This window comes from Brevibacterium sp. FME37, assembly GCF_014897485.1.
Classification (GTDB): Bacteria; Actinomycetota; Actinomycetes; order Actinomycetales; family Brevibacteriaceae; genus Brevibacterium.
The window spans coordinates 36,283-55,653 of record NZ_JABUYE010000006.1 but is presented as its reverse complement, the minus strand read 5'-3'; the positions used below and the strand labels follow the sequence as shown (position 1 = coordinate 55,653).

Here is a 19,371-nt window from a genome sequence, read left to right as displayed (position 1 = left end):
TCAGCTGTCCTTTCGACCGGCTCGCACCGGCACCACGAGTGGTGCCCCGGTGTTCGGGTCGGAAACGATTGTCACGGGGTAGTCGTAGACCTCACTGACGAGGTCGGCAGTGAGAATGTCGGTGGGTGGTCCCTGAGCGACGATGGTGCCGTCGGAGATCACGGCGATCTGGTCCGCATAGGCACCTGCGAGGTCGAGGTTGTGGACGATGATGACCACGGCACCGCCTGTCGCCGCGTATTCTCTGGCCTGTTGCAGGACGAGCTCCTGGTGCCGGATGTCCATCGGCGCCGTGGGTTCGTCAAGCAGAAGCGCGGGTGTCGCCTGCGCGAGCACTCTGGCAAGTGCCACTCGTGCCTTCTCACCTCCGGAGAGCGAGGTGAACTTCCGGGCGGCGAACTGGACCGTCTCGGTCCGGGACATTGCTCCGGACACGATGAGGTCGTCGTGCCGTGATTCGCGCGTTCCGACCCACGGGGACCGTCCCATCTCGACGACCTCAAGGACGGTGAAAGGGAAAGCGAGGCCGATGTCCTGAAGCAGCACGGCACGTCGCATAGCAAGCTCCCTCGTCGACCACGAGTGCTCCACCTCGTCGTCGATGATGACTTTGCCGGCGTCGAGTTCGACGTCCGCGGTGATGACATTGACCAGCGTCGATTTGCCGGCACCGTTGGGCCCGACGACGGCCAGCACCTCACCGCAGCGGATGTCGAGGTCGATGCCCTTGAGGATGCGCTTCTCGCCGAAGCTGACTTCGGCCTCCTGGACGGAGATGATGGATCGACCTGCGACCGGGAATTCCGGACGTCGGGTCGAGGAACGATTCAGGGATATGACACTCATGCCCATCCTCCGGATTCTTTTCGACTGCGTCTGATGAGATAGAAGAAGAACGGTCCGCCCACCAGTGAGGTGAGCATCCCGATCGGCAGATCGGCGAATTCGACGAGTGTTCTCGCCGCCAGGTCGGCGATCGACAGGAGCACTGCACCGCCCAGCACACTCGCCGGAAGCAGCAGACGGTGACCGGGGCCGATGACCATGCGGATGATGTGAGGCACCACGAGTCCGACGAAGGCGATGATCCCGCAGAAGGCGACGGCAGCGGAGACGAGGAGTGCCACGATCACCATGACGATGATGCGCAGCCGTTCGACGTTGATGCCGACGTGTCGTGCGCTCTTCTCGCCCAGCGACAGGATGTCGAGACCCGGTGCCAGTGTCTGGGCGATGATGATGCCGAACACGATGAGCGGAAGGATGAGCCCGACCTGTGACCAGAGGCTGCCGTTGAAGCTGCCCATCTGCCAGAACACGATCTGCTCTCGGGCAGAGGTCGGCGCAGCGAACGTGATGTAGGCGATGGCCGCCCCCGCGATCGCATTGACCGCAACACCGGTGAGGACGAGAGTGATGACCTCGGTGCGTCCACCTGACCGGGAGACCGCGTAGACGATGAACGTCGTGAGCAGTCCGCTGGCGAACGCGAGCGCCGGAGTCGTGAAGCTGCCGAGGAAGCTCCACCCGAAGAGGATCGACGCACTGGCGCCGACGGCCGCACCGGAGGAGACGCCGACGACTCCGGGTTCGGCCAATGGGTTGCCGAAGACACCCTGCATCATCGAGCCGGCCACGGCCAGCGCGGCTCCGACCAGAACGGTCATGACCACGCGGGGGAAGCGCACCTGCCACAGTGCTTCCTCACCGAAATCGTGGCTGGGTCCCGGGAGCCAGTCGATGCCGACCTTGCTCAGCAGGGATCCGATCACTTCGAGGGGTGGAATGAAGAGCTGGCCGATGGCAGCTGAGAGTATGCAGGCAGCGATGAGCGCGAGGAAGAGCACGAGGAACAAGGTCCCTGCTCGGCCCGTGCGCTGTGAGCGGATGCGCTGCAGATCGACACCGTTGCCAGCGGACTCTTTGCCCGCGTTCTCGTTCGGATTCGTCGAGGCCAGCTGTTGGTCACGACGCAGAGGGAGATCCCGCGTTTCGATGGATTCACTCATCAGTCGTCTTCGTCCAGTTCTTCATTGATCTCTTTCAAGCGCTTGTCGATGGATGCCGGTGGATGTTCAGGGTGGTAGGCGAGCTCGGGGGCGTAGATCGATGTGCCCAAAGCTGCGATGACCTCGGCCGAACGTGGTCCGAAGCTCATCACCTCGTAGTCGCTCATGTCGATGATTCGCCTGTTCTCGCCCGCCGGCGTCTGCTTGATGCCGGGCAGCTCAAGTGCCTTGTCGACGCCTCCCACCGAGGCCAGGCCGAGGGTCATGACGATGATGATGTCGGGAGCGGCCTTGATGAGGGCCTCGGAGTTCGTCGGCGACATGCCCTTGAAGCCGACCTCAGCCGCCACGTCGCGGGCGGACACCGACTGGATGAGGGAATCGGCGCCGGATCCGACGCCGAACCAGTAGTAGATGCTTCCGCGCAGGTAGAGGAACACGGTGCGAGGTCGATCGGCGGGATCCTCCGGAGCAAGCTTCTCTACGGCCTTCTGTGTGCCGTTGATCTCGCGAACGGTGCGCTCAGCGAGCTTGTCGCCGAGCTCAGGTACGCCCAGAGCACTCGCCACTTCGCGAATCTGCGGTCCGGCTGAACGCACGCCGTCCTCATAAGAGGATGAGATGAAGATCACAGGAATTCCCGCGTTCCGCAGCTGCATCTGAGCGTCGTAGGGTCCGATCGTCGAATCAGTGAGGATCACGTCCGGGGACAGCGCCAACACTGCCTCGGCGTTGATCGCATGTCCCCCCTGAGTGATGAGTGGCAGCTGTTCGGCGCCAGGAACGAGTTGGGTGAAGTCGGTAGCGATATCGCGGCCAACGAGGTTGCAGGCGAGCCCGAGACCGACGACAGCAGCGGCGATTCCGCCGTTCTGGTTCATCGCAAGGATCCGATCGGTCTTCTTCACTGTCTGGCGAGCCCCGTCAGCGCTCTCGACGGTGACAGGCAGATTCGCCTCGTGCTCGGTGGTGTCGGATACCGGCGGGATCTCTTCGGACTGGGCGTAGGCTGTCGTCGGTCCCGTGATATCGGTCGGGTCAGGGAGCGTGGACCTGTCGACCTCGGGAACTTCGGGAAGGTTGGGTGCTTGACGCGCGGGTGGCTGCAGGCACTCGGTCTCACCTTGGGCGTTGATCGATCCGATGTTGTGCAGCCCGTTGTTCCACAGCAGAACGGCAACCACGCATCCGCCCGCAATCCAGGCGGTTCGACGGAACGAACGCCGACGATGGACTCGTCTCAATTGCCACTTCATCATGAGTTACCCGGGTATCTCCATCGGTAGCTTTAATAAGGCAAGGCTACCTTCATGAAGGTTAGGCACACCTTGGTTTTTTACGATATATCTGTGTAGTCTATTTATCGTTCAGCATTTCCACAACTTTTGCTGATGACGAATCCAGGTTCTATTCACGGACCTGGGACCAAACCTTTCAATGCCGTCTTCGGCAAGAAGATTGAGGAGAATCTATGTCGCAGAGGAGTGTGCGCGCGAGTGTCTCGAAAACACGACGCATCACACCAACACTGGCTGTCGGCGCCGCATGTGCGGCGGTCACCGGTCTGCTGGGTCTCGGAATGTCGGCGCCGGCATTTGCCGCGGACAAAACCGTCGATGACGCAGTCTTCGACTGGTCGGTCAACGATGAGTCCACGGGCGGATCGTATTTCGGCGGGTGCAACTTTCTCGTCGCAGGCGAAGCCGGGGACGCCGGCAGCGCGAGGATCTGGAACAAAAACGATGCCAACGAGGTCTACCCGACCGATGCTGACGGCAACTTCGTCGACGGCAACACGTCGATCGTCAAGACCAACGACAGGAAGTCGACGTTCGCCACGAAATGCCAGACCGGCGATGGAGTATCCGTCAACGGCAAGATCAATGCGCAGGCCGAGAACAATCACACCGGGGACCGGATCGAGATCAAGAATGGTACCGGAACCGTCGATCCTGATGGCAACAATGCCTCAATCCAGTGGGACGGCTCCTGGAGCTTCGCCTACTACGGGGGCATGACCTACTGGACGATCTCCGACCCGAAACTCGAGGTCAAGAACGGCAAGGGCACGATCACCGGCACCTACTCCGGCTACGGTGCGGACATGGATGACCCCAGCATCTGGCTGAAGCTCACGCCCCGTGAGGGCGACGTCGTGGAGATCCAGAATGGTGATGTCGATGTTACCGACGAAGGTTTTGAATTCACTCCTGACTACCTCGGTGTCGAGACCGACACCGAAGGACGCAATCCGCAGGCACCAAAGAACTCTGAGAATGAATCCTGGTGGGGTGCCATGCCTCAGGACTGGATCGACTTCAATGTCGAGACCGGTCAGGACTCGTACTGGTTCACCTCCGCCGGTCCGGCGACATCCATCCAGCCGCGCAAAACGACGAACCCAGTCACGGTCGAATACACGGCGAAGGCCCCAGCGTCCGATGTCGCGACTTCTCACTCCGTGAAGTCTGCTTCAGCTGCGGACGGCCTGGCCGTCAACGTCAAGGGCGAAGGCTACGACAACCTTCCCAACTCCAGCCTTGGCACTCCAGCGGCCGGCGTATACGCCGCGGTCGTCGACCGTGAGCTCGCCAGCGATGACATCACCGCAGGAAACACCGCCGGCGTGCAGTATGTGCGACCCACGCAGATCAACGACGGAAAAGTCGATGTCGACGTAGTCGCCGAAACCAACGCTCTCAGCAAGGACAAGGACTACGACCTCGTCACCTGGGTAGCCCATGGTCTCGCCCAGGGCGATGCGCTGCTCTACCGCGAAGCCATCAAGTTGACCGACGAGCAGAAGCAGGCTCTCTTCCCGGGCGATGACACGGACGAGGCAGCAGCCGAGACCGACGCCGCAGGAAACGACGATGGTGTTGAAGCCAGTGCCGAAACCGACGGCGCAGCCGACGGAGAAGAAGCAGAGGCCGAGACCGACGGCGCAGCCGATGGCGCCGAAGCCGAGACCGATGGTGCCGAAGCTGAAGCCGAGACCGATGGTGCCGAAGCTGATGGCGCAGAGTCCGACGATAAGGGCTCCGCTGACTCCGACGGCGCAGCCGACGTGTCCGAAGCAGCTGCCGAGGCTGATGGTGCCGCTGACGGTGCAGAGGCCGATTCCGCAGATGCAGCCGACGGATCGGAAGCCGAAGCCGATGACACGTCCGCAGCCGATGGCGCAGAGGCCGACGATAAGGGCTCCGCTGGTTCCGAAGGCGACACCGACGGGTCCGAAGCAGCTGCCGAGGCCGATGGTGCCGCTGACGGCGCGGAAGCCGACAGCGCAGCCGACGGTGACGACTCCGACGGATCTGACGACGGTGCCGATGACAAGCCTCAGACTCCCCAGATCGGCGACCAGACAGTCGGCGAGAACGGTGAGATCAAGGGCACAACGGCCCCGAACGCCGAGGTGACCCTTTCCTGGGCACCTGCAGGCAGCACTCCGCAGTCTGCGACCAACGTCACGGTCTTCGAGGATGAGGTTCCCTCCACCGGCACCGCAACCGTGACTGCCGATGACGAAGGAAACTTCACGGCCAAGGCCCCGTCGGAAGCTGGCGCCTACGCCTACTCTGCTGTGACCACGGTCGAGGGTGTTCCCTCCGATCCTGCTCAGTTCACTGTGACTGTGGAGCCTTCTGCTGATGATGGTTCCGCCGGTTCGGCCGGTGGAACAGAAGCCGCCGATGGAGGAGCTGGGCCCGCCGACGGCGGATCCGATTCCGCAGAAGGTGCATCCGACGGGACCGGTGGAACTGCGGGTGCAGGCGGCGAAGGCTCATCGTCTTCAGGATTCGACACCGGCAACTCTGACGGATCGAATCTGCCGCGCACCGGAGCCGAGCTCGCGACCCTGCCGATCGCAGCAGGTCTGATAGTGCTCGGTGCAGCATCCGTGATGTTCTCTCGGATGCGCAAGCGTTAGACTGCATCTCAACAAGGAATGTAGTCAACCAGTGAGATCGTCCCGGTTCGGTGTCTTCTCACCGAACCGGGACGGCCTCACAACCAACAATCTCATCACGAACCGATTGCCGGTTCATCGGTCTCTCAATGAGGAGTCATCATGACTGAAACATTCTCAGCTCGTCTCAAGGCCAGCACAGCCACGATCCACGACGAGGTCGAGCACACCAATTTCATGGTCGATCTCATGGAGGGCAGGCTCGACGCACACGCCTACGCGCTCCTACTCACGCAATACGCTCCTATCTATGCAGCCCTCGAAGCGAAGTCCTCGGAGTTCGCCGCGGATCCGATCTTTGCACCGTTCTATGACGCGGGTCTGTTCCGAACCGAGCGCATCCACAGCGACCTGCAGAAGCTGGCACACGACGGCTTGCCACTCACCAGCAGCGCCGAAGCATATGCGGACCACCTCAACCGGCTCACGAAACCGGAACAGCTCATCGCCCACCACTACACGCGCTACCTCGGGGATCTCTCCGGCGGACAGGCCATCGGCGCTCTCATGGGACGCCACTACTTCGTGCCCGCCGAGGCGCTGACCATGTGGGACTTCGCCGAGGTGGGCAAGACGAAGCCGTACAAGGACGCCTACCGCAGTCGTCTCGATGAAATCGGGGCGGCCGGTGGTGATGAACACTTGGTCATCGAGGAGACGATGACGGCGTTCAGGCTCAACGGCAGACTCCTCGCCGAACTCACGACCAAAGTTCAGGCTCCCGCCACTGCCACTGTCACTGCCACTGCGACTGCAATGTCTTAGTCCGCAATGTCGCAGACTGCGGAGGTTCCTAGGAGCGATAACGCATGAGGATCGCGTCGGCACCCGGGTAGTAGTCGGGGCGTCTGCCCCATTCGCAGAATCCGCAGGAACGGTAGAGTCCCAGCGCCGGTTCATTGTGCTCATCGACCTCGAGGTGCACCACTTCCGCTCCCCTGCTCTGGGCCCAGTCGATCCCAGCCTGCAGCAGCAGGCGTGCGATGCCCTTGCCCCGTCCCGCCTCGGTGGTGGCGATGGTCATGACGTCGCCTTCTCCGCCGCCAGCGGACATGACGATCCACCCGGCCAGCGCCGAGGTGGGTGTCCGTGCCGCGAACATCACCGTTCCAGCCTGCGCCTTCACCGCCCAGTAGTAGGCGTGCGTCCACGCGGTGGGGCCGAAGATCGCGGCATCGTTGTCCGCGACCTCCTCAAGCTCCCACCAGCGCAGTTCGCAGATGTTGGCCTGTTCGTGCACCGAGCCGTCACTCATTTCAGGCTGCTCATCGGTGTGCTCATTTCAGCGAACTCTGCCGAGCGGGCGTGGCTTTGGCATCAGGCTCTCGCAGGTATTCGGGAACCGGTTCGACCAGCTCACGACCGGCTGCGATCTCACGGGCTGCGGCCAGCGCAAGGTATTCGGCACGCGGGTCGACGATCTCCGGGACGCTGGGTACTCCGACTACCTCGGGATAGAGGAGGAATCCGCGACCGACACGGCCCCCGATGTCCGTCTGTCCCACAGCCGCGAGGACCTCGTCAACCTCGGCGGGTTTGGCGACGAAGGGCCCGGCCTGCAATGAGGCGTCGAAGCTCTCGTAGACGCTGAAATACACTTCCTTGCGTCGAGCATCAGCAGCGATGAGCACGGAGCCCGTCGTCTGAGCATTCTTTCGGCGCAGCTCCTCGGCGAGCGCGGCCTGCGACAGGAGTCCCCTGACCGGGATACCGCAAGCCTGGCCCACGGCGATGCCCGCAGCGATCCCGACACGCAGCCCGGTGAAGGGGCCCGGACCGATACCGGTGACGACGAGGTCGGGCCGGGCAGGATTCTCAAGCACCCGAGCCAGTGCCGGGCCGATGAACTCGACATGTCGGCGCTGGTCATCGGCCTGTTCTGCCGCCAGCACCGTCTCGGATTCGGTATCGACCAGAGCCACGGACGCGGCCTGGGAGGTGTCGATGCTGAGTATGATCACTGATTGTCCTCCTCGTCGACGGATCCTAATGGCCCGTCGAATGTGCTGATCTCAACCGCACCGGCCAAGCCGCGAAGCGATTCGCTCACCTGCTGCAGTCGTGCATCCCACGTGCTGCCATGGCCGTGCAGTTCAACGATCCGTCGTTCGTCCTCGTCAGCCTCGTCGTCGGCGTCCGCCGCAGCCGCGCCGTCGGCATCCATGCCGGCCACAGCCTCACCGTCAGTGCCTTCTGAGGCGTCAGAGGTATCGGCTTCGAGGCCGAACATCGGGGTGATCGTGAGCCCGAGGTAGTCTGTGCTCAGCTGTTCGGCGAGTCCGGCACCCCATTCGACGACGGTGATCGACTCCTCGAGTTCCGAGTCGAGGTCAAGGTCTCCCAGCTCCTCGGCGTCGGAGAGCCTGTAGGCATCCACATGCACCAAGGCAGGTCCGTCACCGAGCGAGGGATGCTCGCGGGCGATGACGAAGGTCGGTGAGGTGATCCGTCCGGCGACGCCCAGGGCCCGTCCCAGGGATTGCGTGAAGGTGGTCTTTCCCGCGCCGAGGTTGCCGCTGAGGATGAGGAGATCACCTGCCTGCAGGTGCCCGGCAAGCACCTCGGCGAAGGTCCGCATCTGCTCAAGTGACGTCAGCCGAAGCTCCATCACAGACCCGCACCTTGGTTGGGTTGTGCCGCACCCTGGGTGGGTTGTGATTCCACTTCCACGCGGTCGACGCGGGAGCTGATGCGGGTGACGATCTCGTAGTTGATCGTATCGGCCCAGTCTCCCCACTCGGTTGCGCTGGGACCGCCGGGGCCGAAGATGACGGCTTCATCTCCGATGGCGATCTCGCCGGCACCGACGTCGACGATCATCTGGTCCATCGCGATCCGGCCGACGACCGGATACCGGGTGCCGCGGATGGAGACCTCGGCCTTATTCGACGCCGAGCGGGCGATTCCGTCGCCGTAGCCGCCGGGCACCAGAGCGAAACGGGTGTCGGCTGCAGCGGTGAACGTGAACCCGTAAGATGCGCCGTGCCCGCTGGGGATGTCCTTGAGGTTGACGACCTGGGAGACCAGCCGCATCACCGGCACCAACCCCAGATCCTGCGAATCCTGATCACCGAGCGGAGACAGACCATACAGCGACAGACCGACCCGAGCCGAAGTGCCCGGGAACGGTGAGAGCGTCAGCGCTGCCGGTGAGTTCGCGATGTGGACGTCGAGTCGATCCGATTCGCCGAGGTGGCCCTGAGCACCGTCGAGCAGCGCTGTGAGTTCCCGGTGGGCCGAGTCGAAGATCTGCGTCTGCTGCCCGGTCTCGACACGCTCGGGTTCATCGGCCACGGCGTAGTGGCTCATAAGACCCACGATTTCGATCCCGGAGTCCCTCGCAGTCGCACCCGAGTCTGCGAGTTCCTGCAGGTACCCAAGCGCACGTTTCCAGCCAGCGGGGGCCAGACCGTTGCGGCCGAGTCCGGTATCGACCTTGAGATGGAGGCGGGCCGTGGTATTCGTGCGATGGGCCGCGTCGCGCAAACGGTCGAGGCACTCGACCGTGGACACGCCCAGCTCGATCGACTCCGCAACGGCAGCGTCGAGATCGGTGTTCGGCCCATACAGCCACGCCATGATGTTCACGTCATCGCCCAGAATTTCGCGCAGCCTCAGCGCCTCGTCGATCGTGGCGACGCAGAAGTCGCGCCAGCCGGCTGTGTAGAGTCCGCGGGCGACGATGTCGATGCCGTGACCGTAGGCGTTGGCCTTGACGACGCATTTGAGGCGGGCGGGTGCGAGCCGCTCGGCGAGGACTGCGGCGTTGGCGCGCAGTGCGGTCACGTCGATCTCGGCCTTGACCAGTGCCCCTGAAGAATCGGTTGATGTCACTGGATAAGAATACCGTGGACCGTCATCCCTCAGTCGAACAGGGACCTGCTCACTCGATGAGGGATCCACCGTGGATGAGTTCCCCTGCCACCTCGGCGACAGCATCGCCCAAGGCTCCGGCGTTCACGGACCGACGACCCGCGGCATTGTGCACCAGCACGCCGAGGCCTGCGATGTGGGCAAGCTCGCGTTCCGGGAGCGGATTTTCGGCCGAAGAATGCTGGTTCCTGGCGTGGAAAGTCGCCACCAGGGCACCGATGATCCCGGCCAGAACGTCCCCCGACCCGGCGGTGGCCAGGCTGGCGGGTCCGACTTCGGGGAGCACGCAGAACCCATCGGGAGCGGCGATGACCGTCTGGTGGCCCTTGAGCAGAACAATACAACCACTGGACTGTGCGGCTCGCTGCGCCCAGCCGATGGGGTCAGCGTTGATCCGGCTCGCGGTGATGATCTCGCCGAGCAGCCGGCTGAGCAGCCGCGCCAGCTCTCCGGCGTGCGGGGTCAGGACGACTGGCCTCTCGGCCAACCAGGTGCCCTTGAGCGATTCTGCACGGCCGACCATGTCCAGCGCCCCGGCGTCGAGGACGACAGGGACATTCGTATCCGCCAACTCGTCGACACAGGCGTGGACGTATTCGTCCTCCGGGTCGCCTGGGCCCATGACCACAGCATTCATCCGTCCCGGAGCGGTGACCACCTCGGCATGGAGGCCGATGACGTAGTCGGCGACCATCTGAGACCCCAAGGAACGGACCATGCCGACACCGCAGTTGACCGCCGAGGTGGTGGTCAGGACTCCCGCACCCGGGTACGCCTCGGACCCGGCGAGGATGCCGACGACTCCGCGGTCGTATTTGTGTCCGTCCGGTTGGGGACGGGGGAAGTCCACATTGAGATCATCGGTGTCGACCACCTCGGCGGTGGCCTGCTTCTCATCGAGTTCGAGTCCGATGTCGACGAGGTGGACTGTGCCGGTGAATGGGTCGACGCGGGGGTCGATCAGCACGGTTTTGAGACCGCCGAAGGTCACAGTGTGGTCGGCGTGGATGCGATCCTTCGCACCTGCTTCGTCTGGGGAGAGGTCGGAGGGGACGTCGACGGCGATGACCGTCTGTGTGATGTGCGTGCCGGAGTTGATGCTGGTGCTGGTGCTGGCACTGGCGTCCGCGCTGGACGAGCGTCGCCAGTCGCGGATGAGCGAGGCGATGTGCTCGGGAAGACCGGGACGGCCGCCGATGCCGAGGATTGCATCGAGGACGAGATCGGACCGATTCAGTTCCCGCAGGACATCGACGCGCAGGCGATCGGACACCTCCGTGTGCGAACGATCAGGCACCTCGGCGTCCGCGTCTGCGGTCTCTTCTGAATTCGGGAAGCCGATGACGACGGCACCGGCTCGACGTGCCGCGGCCAGGCCCTGATCGTGGGTGTGATCGAAGAGTGTCACGACGGTGATGTGCGCCCCGCGCTGGGCCAGTCCGGCGGCGGCGAAGAGCGCGTCCCCGGCATTGTTGCCCGGACCAGCGAGCACGCACACCCGAGTGCCGAAGATCTGGCCCCGAGTCGCTCGCAGCCTGTCGGCGGAGAACCGAGCCAGGGCTCGTGCAGCCCTGGCCATGAGATCGACGCCGGCGTCGAGGAGGGGGCGTTCGGCCTCGCGGATGACAGTGCTGGGGTAGGCGAAGACTGACATCAGTGGTTCCTCATTCCTGGGCCAGACGAGCGAGCTTGCGACCGGCCAGATGAGCCAGGAACAGTGCCTGATCGGCCAGACCTTCGTCGCTGTGTCGGGCTCGGGGCGAATGGTTGGCTTCGCGTTCCTCGACGGGCAAGTTCGGCACCGCCACACCGAAGTGGCCGTACGCGCCGGGAACCTGTTCGAGTACGCGGGAGAAGTCCTCGGATCCGGGGATCGGATTCGGGCGGACCACGGCACGGTCGGCACCGAAGAGGTCGGCGAAGGTCTCGAGGAAGAAGTCGGCTTCCTCGTCATTGTTGATCGTCGGCGGCAGGACTCGCTCGTAGTCGACCTCTGCTTCCAGGCCATGTGCGGCCACCAGTTCGGTGACCAGCTGCGGAAGCTCGGCCTCGGCACGGGTGGTGACTTCGTCGGAGAAGGAGCGGACACTGACGGCAAGCTGGGCGAAGTCGGGGATGACGTTCGGGGCGGTGCCGCCGTTGAACTGGCCGACGGTGATGACGAGGGGATCGAAGATGTCGAAGCGCCTGGTCACATACTCCTGGAGCTGACCCACCAGCATCGCACCGACTTGGATGGGATCGCGGCCGGTTGCCGGTCGGGAGGCGTGGGTGCCTTTGCCGCGGACGGTGATGGTCATCTTCGAAAACGCCGCCATGTACGAGCCGCGACGGCAGTAGGCGACGCCGAGGTCCTGGTCGGCGGAGACGTGAATGCCGAAGGCGGCCTTCACCCGCGGTCCTGCCGCGTCGAGGACACCTTCGTCGATCATCTTCCCGGCCCCGTCATAGCCTTCTTCACCGGGCTGGAACATGAAGACGACGTCGCCGGGCAGTGAGTCCCGGTCACGGTGGAGGAGCTTGAGCGCACCCACCAGGCCAGTCGTGTGCAGGTCGTGGCCGCAGGCATGCATCCGCCCAGTTGTGGCCGCGAAGTCGAAGCCTGTCGCCTCTGGCACAGGCAGACCGTCCATGTCTCCACGCAGCAGCACGGCGGGCACCACACCGGTCGAGTCCTTCTTCCGGTCGCCTCCGCGCAGCACGACGACGAGTGAGGAGAGTCCGTTGCCCTTCGTCACCTCGATGTCGAGGCCTTCGATGGCCTCAAGGACGAGTTTCTGTGTGATGGGCAGGTCAAGCCCGACCTCTGCGTTTTCGTGCAGGGCACGGCGCAGAGCCACAAGGCCACCTGCGATGTCCGCGGCATCCTCTGTAGTGGGGAGGTGGATGTCCGTGATGGTTGGACTCTGTGCGCTGTCGGCAACGGTTTCAGCGTAGTCGGGAAGTGAGTTCATGGTCCCGAGTCTATTACCGTGCCAGCTGCTCCAGGGTCGTGCTCTTCACCTGAAATGGATGAAGGAAGAAATAGCACCGCCAACTCCATCGACCGCTGCGGCATACTGATGACCATGGTCCATGAGGTCAACCATCAAGGAATGAACCATCCGCGCGCACATCAGAATCAGATCGCCTTCCGTTCAGAACGGCTGAGTCTGCGTCCGTGGGCAATCAGCGATGCGGCCTTCCATCGTGGGCTCTGGGAGGAGCACAACGAACGCGTTCCTGCCTGGCGGCGCATTTCGGTCGAAGGTGATCCGACTCATGCGGAGATGGAGGCCTGGATTCGCACCTGCAGACCAGCGCCGGAACCGGGGCTGCTCGTCGTAGAGAACAGACTGACAGCGGTCCGCATGGGATATTGCGGACTCGTTGACAACAGCGTGGGTCAGCCCGACGAACCGGAGTTGGCTTACGATTTCCTGCAGGAGTTCTGGGGACAGGGGTTCGCGACCGAGGCCTCCCATGTGGTCATCGATCGTGCACTGGAGATCGGCTACCGATGTTTAGCCTCCACTGTTCGCGTGTGGAACATCGCCTCGCTCCACGTACTCGGCAAACTGGGCTTCGTACTCACCGGGGAAAGGGAACACGACGCTGTCCATGGCGATTCGCTTCTGCTGCGACTATCGCTTCGATGACGGAAGAGTTCGCTCAGCTGAGTCTGCGCCGGCTATCGCGCAGACTGCTTCCTGCCCTCTGCCGTCGTGGCGGGCCGACGATGCGTCTACTGCTTCGGGATCTCACCCAATCGCGCACCCGGCCCGTACATCGACTGCGTGAAGTGCTCGACTTCCCCGTCCACGTCGGGACTCAGCGATGCCCCCTCGCCTTCGACGATGACGAAGGTCATGGTGAGGTTCGCATCATGGGTGATCGAGAGGTGGATGTTCGTGGCGCCGATGCGGTGGAAATGTTCGAGCACGAGACCCCGCAGGCGAAATGAGGGCGCACCAGATCTCGCGGGGACCACCTCGGCGGATTGCCAGGGCAGCCATCCGGGGAATCCGATGGCTTTCTTCAGTGCCTCCTTGGCGGAGAATCTAGCTGCCAAGGAGGCATCCGTCCGGCGTTTGCCGTTGCGTTTGAGCTGTTCGGCGGGGGTGAGCAGGCGATCGAGCAGTTCGGGGACACGCTCGATGTGCTCGGCGAAGCGCGGCACATCGGCTATGTCGGTTCCGATTCCCAGAATCGCCATGTCTCTCCCTTAGCTCTGCAGTCGCAGCCGCAGCTGTCGCGGGCGGTCCGGAGGCCTGCCCGCTTGCACTGAGTCTTACTCCACGGTCACGGACTTGGCGAGGTTGCGTGGCTGATCCACGTCGAGGCCTTTGGCCGTGGCCAGTTCCATCGCGAAGATCTGCAGCGGAACCGTGGTCAGCAACGGTGCCATGAGTGTCGTCGTCTGGGGGACGTAGATGACCTCGGACGCGAATTCCTGGACCTCTTCGTCGCCCTCTTCTGCTATGACTACGGTGTTGGCGCCTCGGGCCCGGACTTCCTGGATGTTCGAGATGACCTTGGCGTGCAGGGAATCGCGGCCGCGCTTGGACGGCACGACGATGATGACGAGCTGACCATCGTCGATGAGTGCGATCGGGCCGTGCTTGAGTTCACCGGCGGCGAAGCCCTCGGCGTGGATATAGGCGAGCTCCTTGAGCTTGAGCGCACCTTCCATCGCCACGGGGTAGCCGACGTGACGACCCAGGAACAGCACCGAACCGACATCCTGGTTCCGCTGTGCCAGTGCCTGGACCTGCTCCTTGTCGTTGTCGAGGAGACTCTGAACCTTCGCGGGGATGGTCTGGAGTTCGTTGAGGATGTCGCCGATCTCGTCGCGGAACTTGTTGCCGCGCAGCTGTGCCAGGTAGAGGCCCAGCAGGTAGCAGGCCACGACCTGTGAGAGGAAGGCCTTCGTCGAGGCGACGGCGATCTCCGGACCGGCGTGCGTGTAGAGCGCGGCATCGGATTCGCGGGGAATGGTGGATCCGAAGGTGTTGCAGATGGCGATGACCTTCGCGCCCTGCTGACGAGCGTGGCGCACGGCCATGGTCGTGTCCATGGTCTCTCCCGACTGGGAGATTGCGACGACGAGGGTCTTCTCATTGACCACGGGATCGCGGTAGCGGAACTCGTGGGCGAGTTCGACCTCGACTGGCACACGGCACCAGTGTTCGATCGCGTACTTGGCGACCTGGCCGGCGTAGGCCGCGGTGCCGCAGGCGATGACGATGATCTTGTCGATGGTCTTGAGCACGGTCTCGTCGATGTGCATCTCATCGAGTGTGAGCTTGCCGTCGATGTCGAGGCGGCCCAACAGTGTGTCCGCGATGGCCTGCGGCTGGTCGTGGATCTCCTTGTCCATGAAGGAGGGGAATCCACCCTTTTCCGCAGCAGCGGCGTCCCAGTCGACTTGGTATTCAACGCCGTCGACCTCGTTGCCGTCGTTGTCCGTGATGACCACGGAGTCCGGGGTGATGGTCACGACCTGGTCCTGACCGATCTCTACTGCGGTGCGCGTGTAGTCGATGAAGGCTGCTACGTCGGAGCCGAGGAAGTTCTCTCCCTCGCCCAGGCCGATGACCAGGGGCGAGTTGCGGCGTGCGGCGACGACCTGTCCGGGAGCGTCGGCGTGGACGGCCAGGAGGGTGAAGGCACCTTCGAGCTGGGTGGCGGTCGCGCGCATGGCCTGTGTCAGGTCGCCGGTGTCCTGGAAGTTCTTAGCCAGCTGAGCAGCCGCCACCTCGGTGTCGGTCTCGGACTGGAATTCGACGCCCTCGGCGATGAGGTCGCGCTTGAGCTGGGCGAAGTTCTCGATGATGCCGTTGTGGATCAGCGCCAGCTTTCCACCGTCGGCCACATGCGGATGGGCGTTGAGGTCGGTGGGTCCACCGTGGGTGGCCCACCTGGTGTGGCCGATGCCTGTCTGCGCCTTCGGCAGCGGGTTGGCCTCGAGCTCATCGGTCAACGCCGAGAGCTTGCCCGCCTTCTTCGCGGTCTCCAGATCACCGGCAGGAGTGACAAGGGCGACTCCCGCAGAGTCATAGCCCCGATATTCGAGCCTCTTCAGGCCGCTGAGCACCACATCGAGCGCCGAGTGATCAGCATTGTCAACGTCTGCTTTGGATACATAACCAACGATTCCACACATGAGAGGAATTTTACGCAATCGAGTCAAGAATCGTTGCATCGACCACCTCGGCGATCCATGAGGGCATGACGCATGACACAATTGTGCCCATGCCTCATGTCGATCCTATCCTTGACCGTGCGCGGCGCCTGGCCGGCCTCAACATCGGACGTAAGCCCGAGGTCGAACCGACGTCCCCGTTCTGGGAGTTCGATCGAGACGTCTGGGGCACGCTGGCCCAGGCCACTCCCCTGCCGTTGAAACAGCGCGACATCGAACGCCTGCGCGGGCTGGGCGACCGGATCAACCTCGACGAGGTGGCTCAGGTGTACCTGCCCCTGTCCCGCCTGCTCAACCTCTACGTCTCCGCCCGGCGGGCCAAACACGAGATGACCCGCGAATTCTTCTCACCGCTTCACGAGGTCGGCTTGGAACCGCAGGAAGCTAAACGGACCCCCTTCGTCATCGGCGTGGCCGGCTCCGTCGCCGTCGGCAAGTCCACCACCGCCCGTGTTCTGCGCGAACTCCTGGCCAGGTGGCCCGACACTCCCCGGGTCGAACTCATCACCACCGATGGCTTCCTCTACTCCAATGCCGAACTCGATCGCCGACGGCTCAACGGGCGCAAGGGCTTCCCCGAGTCCTACGACCGGCGCAAACTGCTGCGGTTCATCTCGGCCGTGAAGTCCGGTTCGCCCGAGGTCCGCGCACCCGTGTACTCGCACCACACCTACGACATCGTCCCCGGCGCCGAGGTGGTTGTCCGCTCCCCCGATGTCCTCATCGTCGAAGGCCTCAACGTCCTCCAACCCGCCCGTCCCCGCAGCGACGGGACTCTGGGCCTGTCGATCAGCGACTACTTCGATTTCTCCGTCTACGTCGATGCCCGTTCCCGGGATATCCGGCAGTGGTACATCTCCCGCTTCCTCAAGCTCAAGCACGGTGCCTTCCAGGACACGGACTCCTACTTCCACCGCTATTCGAAGCTTGATGACGACGAGGCGATCACCCTGGCCACGGAGATCTGGGATTCGATCAACTTTCCCAATCTGCGTGAAAACGTCCAGCCCAGCCGCGGCCGCGCCGACCTCGTGCTGCATAAATCCGCTGACCACACGATCCGCAAGGTCCAGCTGCGCAAGCTCTGAGGTCTGCGCGGGAGGACGCGCAGGCGCGACGGTGCGCATGAGCCCCTCGGGCGCACCGTCAGCGACCTGCCGGGCGTGAGGTCTCTCACGTCGGGTCCTGGTCCGAGCCGATGAGGAAATAGATTCCGTGTTGTGATAGTTGCACTCAGTGCATGCTTCGGAGCCTGCCTTGTTTCTGTGGTCTGGTTTCGAATCGAAGGACAGCTGTGTCCGTTTGCGTCTCTTCGACCCTGACGCATCGGAACACCACCAGGAAATGAGGCCGATATGAGTCTGCAGTCAGCACATAGGGTGATGTACACCTCTGTGTCGAGCAAGAAGACCCCGAAGACTTCCATCAAACCCGGGACCTATCGCCGCATCGCCTCGTTTGCGACCCGGCACAAGGCCAGGCTCATCGTCTTCCTCACCCTGTCCATCGGCACAGCGGTCATCGGCGTCCTCAACCCTGTCCTCGCCGGCAAAGTCGTCAACGCGATCACCGGTGGTGGACCCGTCGCGACCGTCGTCTGGCTGGCCGTGGCGATCGGAGGACTGGCGATCGCGGACGCCGCGATCTCGATCTTCAACAGGTACCTGTCCTCGCAGATCGGAGAGGGTCTCATCTTCGATCTGCGCACTGCGGTCTATGACCATGTGCAGAAGATGCCGATCGCCTTCTTCAACCGCACCCGCACGGGCGCCCTGGTCTCGCGCCTGAACACCGATGTGATCGGGGCTCAGCGGGCGTTTTCCAACACGCTCTCGGGCATCGTGTCGAACTTCGTGTCCCTGATGCTGACGGTCGGAGTGATGGTCACGATCTCCTGGCAGGTCACAGTGCTCTCGATCCTGCTGCTGCCGCTCTTCATCATCCCCACCAGACTGCTCAGCGGAAAGCTCGCGGACCTCCAGTTCCGGGCCGCCGACAACAGTGCGAGCATGTCGACGCGCATGACAGAACGCTTCTCGGCGGGAGGTGCGACTCTGGTCAAGCTCTTCGGCGATCCGAAGACCGAATCAGACGAGTTCTCCGATCGTGCCGATCAGGTCCGTGACATCGGCGTCAAGGTGGCCATGCTGCAGTCGACCTTCGTGTCCTCTCTGACACTGGTCTCTGCACTGGCGCTGGCGCTCGTCTACGGTGTCGGCGGCGTGCAGGCAGTTCTCGGTAACCTCAACGCCGGCCAGGTCGTTACCCTGGCACTGCTCCTCACCCGCCTCTACACTCCGCTGACAATGCTCGCCAATGCCCGCCTGGACATCATGAGCGCCGTCGTCAGCTTCCAACGCGTCTTCGAGATCCTCGACCTCGTGCCCCTGATCAAGGAACCCGCGAACCCGAAGTCACTGCCGAAGCGTGGCCTGGACGTGACGTTCTCGGACGTCGACTTCGCCTACCCCAGTGCCGACCAGGTCAGCCTCGCAAGCCTCGAGGACGTCTCCGTGCTCGATGCCCGCGGCGGGGAAGAAGTCCTGCATTCCCTGAACTTCACGATCCCTGCCGGTCACACCGTTGCCCTGGTCGGCTCTTCCGGTGCAGGCAAATCCACAATCGCCTCGCTCCTGCCCCGCCTCTACGATGTGACTTCAGGGTCGATCGCCATCGGCGGCGTGGACGTGCGCGAGCTGTCGTATGAGTCTCTGCGGAAGTCGGTGGGAGTAGTGACTCAGGACGGCCACGTCTTCCATGAGTCGATCCGTTCGAATCTGGCCCTGGTCAAACCCGAGGCCACCGAGGCCGAACTGCACCAGGCCATCGATCGCGCCCAACTGCACAATGTGATTGCGGTCCTGCCCGATGGTTTGGACACCGTCATCGGTGAGCGCGGCTACCGACTCTCCGGTGGTGAGCGTCAGCGGCTGACGATCGCGCGCATGCTCCTGGCCGCCCCGGAGGTCGTCGTCCTCGACGAAGCAACCTCGGCCTTGGACTCGACGAACGAGGCAGCGGTACAGCAGGCCCTGTCTCAGGCCATGAGCGGTCGCACCGCCATGGTCATCGCCCACCGTCTCTCCACGGTCCGTCAGGCCGATACGATCCTCGTGATCGAGGCCGGGCGCATCGTCGAGTCAGGCTCGCATGACGAGCTGTTGGCTCGCAGCGGCCGCTATGCCGAACTCTACGAAACACAGTTCGCCCCGAGCTGAGGGGCAGCGACGAGCTGAGGGGCAGCGACGACAGAGGCCGAGGTGAACTACACCTCGCTCGCCGCGCTGAATACTGCATGCTGAGCGCTGAGCGCTGAGCGCTGAGCGCCCAAGCCG

16 protein-coding genes are annotated in these 19,371 nt (G+C 63.4%); 5 read left to right on the top strand and 11 right to left on the bottom strand.

Features of this window, described 5'->3' with window-relative positions; all coding sequences use genetic code 11:
• From INT29_RS08975 to INT29_RS08965, 3 genes are read right to left on the bottom strand one after another with little or no spacing between them, the layout of a single operon-like run.
• Positions 1-846, bottom strand: a complete 846-nt coding sequence (locus INT29_RS08975; RefSeq protein ID WP_193071430.1) for a heme ABC transporter ATP-binding protein — start codon at positions 844-846, stop codon at positions 1-3.
• Positions 843-2,009 carry a FecCD family ABC transporter permease gene (locus INT29_RS08970; RefSeq protein ID WP_193071429.1) on the bottom strand — a complete coding sequence of 389 codons (1,167 nt, stop codon included), beginning with the start codon at positions 2,007-2,009 and terminating at the stop codon, positions 843-845. Before INT29_RS08970 ends, INT29_RS08975 begins: the two co-directional genes overlap by 4 nt.
• Positions 2,009-3,193, bottom strand: coding sequence for a heme/hemin ABC transporter substrate-binding protein (locus INT29_RS08965; RefSeq protein WP_319020869.1), 1,185 nt, complete (start codon positions 3,191-3,193; stop codon positions 2,009-2,011). The genes INT29_RS08970 and INT29_RS08965 overlap by 1 nt, the downstream gene beginning before the upstream one ends.
• A gap of 287 nt (positions 3,194-3,480) precedes the next feature.
• Between INT29_RS08965 and INT29_RS08960 the strand changes: the two genes are divergently transcribed.
• Both INT29_RS08960 and INT29_RS08955 read left to right on the top strand, forming a co-directional pair.
• Positions 3,481-5,940, top strand: a complete 2,460-nt coding sequence (locus INT29_RS08960) for an LPXTG cell wall anchor domain-containing protein (RefSeq protein ID WP_193071428.1) — start codon at positions 3,481-3,483, stop codon at positions 5,938-5,940.
• Positions 5,941-6,081: 141 nt separating this feature from the next.
• Positions 6,082-6,744, top strand: a complete 663-nt coding sequence (locus INT29_RS08955; protein WP_193071427.1) for a heme oxygenase (biliverdin-producing) — start codon at positions 6,082-6,084, stop codon at positions 6,742-6,744.
• 28 nt (positions 6,745-6,772) lie between these two features.
• On the opposite strand, the gene INT29_RS08950 is transcribed toward INT29_RS08955, so the two are convergent.
• The 6 genes from INT29_RS08950 to INT29_RS08925 are packed head-to-tail and all read right to left on the bottom strand — an operon-like array spanning position 6,773 to position 12,806.
• Positions 6,773-7,234 (bottom strand): GNAT family N-acetyltransferase, encoded by a 462-nt coding sequence (locus INT29_RS08950; RefSeq protein WP_193071426.1) that lies wholly within the window; start codon positions 7,232-7,234, stop codon positions 6,773-6,775.
• A 22-nt stretch (positions 7,235-7,256) separates the two neighbouring features.
• The gene (tsaB, locus tag INT29_RS08945; RefSeq protein ID WP_193071425.1) at positions 7,257-7,940 is read right to left on the bottom strand and encodes a tRNA (adenosine(37)-N6)-threonylcarbamoyltransferase complex dimerization subunit type 1 TsaB; all 684 of its coding nucleotides are present in this window, start codon (positions 7,938-7,940) and stop codon (positions 7,257-7,259) included.
• Positions 7,937-8,587 (bottom strand): tRNA (adenosine(37)-N6)-threonylcarbamoyltransferase complex ATPase subunit type 1 TsaE, encoded by a 651-nt coding sequence (gene tsaE / locus INT29_RS08940; protein WP_193071507.1) that lies wholly within the window; start codon positions 8,585-8,587, stop codon positions 7,937-7,939. Before tsaE ends, tsaB begins: the two co-directional genes overlap by 4 nt.
• Positions 8,587-9,813, bottom strand: a complete 1,227-nt coding sequence (gene alr / locus INT29_RS08935) for an alanine racemase (RefSeq protein ID WP_101574124.1) — start codon at positions 9,811-9,813, stop codon at positions 8,587-8,589. Before alr ends, tsaE begins: the two co-directional genes overlap by 1 nt.
• A 49-nt stretch (positions 9,814-9,862) precedes the next feature.
• On the bottom strand, positions 9,863-11,506 hold the full coding sequence (locus INT29_RS08930) for an NAD(P)H-hydrate dehydratase (protein WP_101574125.1): 1,644 nt from the start codon (positions 11,504-11,506) through the stop codon (positions 9,863-9,865).
• Between the two features lie 10 nt (positions 11,507-11,516).
• On the bottom strand, positions 11,517-12,806 hold the full coding sequence (locus INT29_RS08925; protein ID WP_226841790.1) for a M20 metallopeptidase family protein: 1,290 nt from the start codon (positions 12,804-12,806) through the stop codon (positions 11,517-11,519).
• Positions 12,807-12,860: 54 nt separating this feature from the next.
• Between INT29_RS08925 and INT29_RS08920 the strand changes: the two genes are divergently transcribed.
• Positions 12,861-13,490, top strand: coding sequence for a GNAT family N-acetyltransferase (locus INT29_RS08920; protein WP_226841788.1), 630 nt, complete (start codon positions 12,861-12,863; stop codon positions 13,488-13,490).
• 86 nt (positions 13,491-13,576) lie between these two features.
• Here INT29_RS08920 and INT29_RS08915 read toward each other — a convergent pair whose 3' ends face one another.
• Both INT29_RS08915 and glmS read right to left on the bottom strand, forming a co-directional pair.
• A complete protein-coding gene (locus INT29_RS08915) occupies positions 13,577-14,047 on the bottom strand; it encodes a holo-ACP synthase (protein WP_193071424.1) in 471 nt (156 codons plus the stop codon).
• Between the two features lie 75 nt (positions 14,048-14,122).
• A complete protein-coding gene (gene glmS / locus INT29_RS08910) occupies positions 14,123-15,997 on the bottom strand; it encodes a glutamine--fructose-6-phosphate transaminase (isomerizing) (protein ID WP_101574127.1) in 1,875 nt (624 codons plus the stop codon).
• A gap of 89 nt (positions 15,998-16,086) precedes the next feature.
• Here glmS and coaA point away from each other — a divergent pair, with 89 nt between their 5' ends.
• Positions 16,087-17,124, top strand: coding sequence for a type I pantothenate kinase (gene coaA, locus INT29_RS08905; protein ID WP_101574128.1), 1,038 nt, complete (start codon positions 16,087-16,089; stop codon positions 17,122-17,124).
• A 267-nt stretch (positions 17,125-17,391) separates the two neighbouring features.
• Positions 17,392-19,254, top strand: a complete 1,863-nt coding sequence (locus INT29_RS08900; protein ID WP_193071423.1) for an ABC transporter ATP-binding protein — start codon at positions 17,392-17,394, stop codon at positions 19,252-19,254.
• The last annotated feature ends 117 nt before the right edge of the window (positions 19,255-19,371 follow it).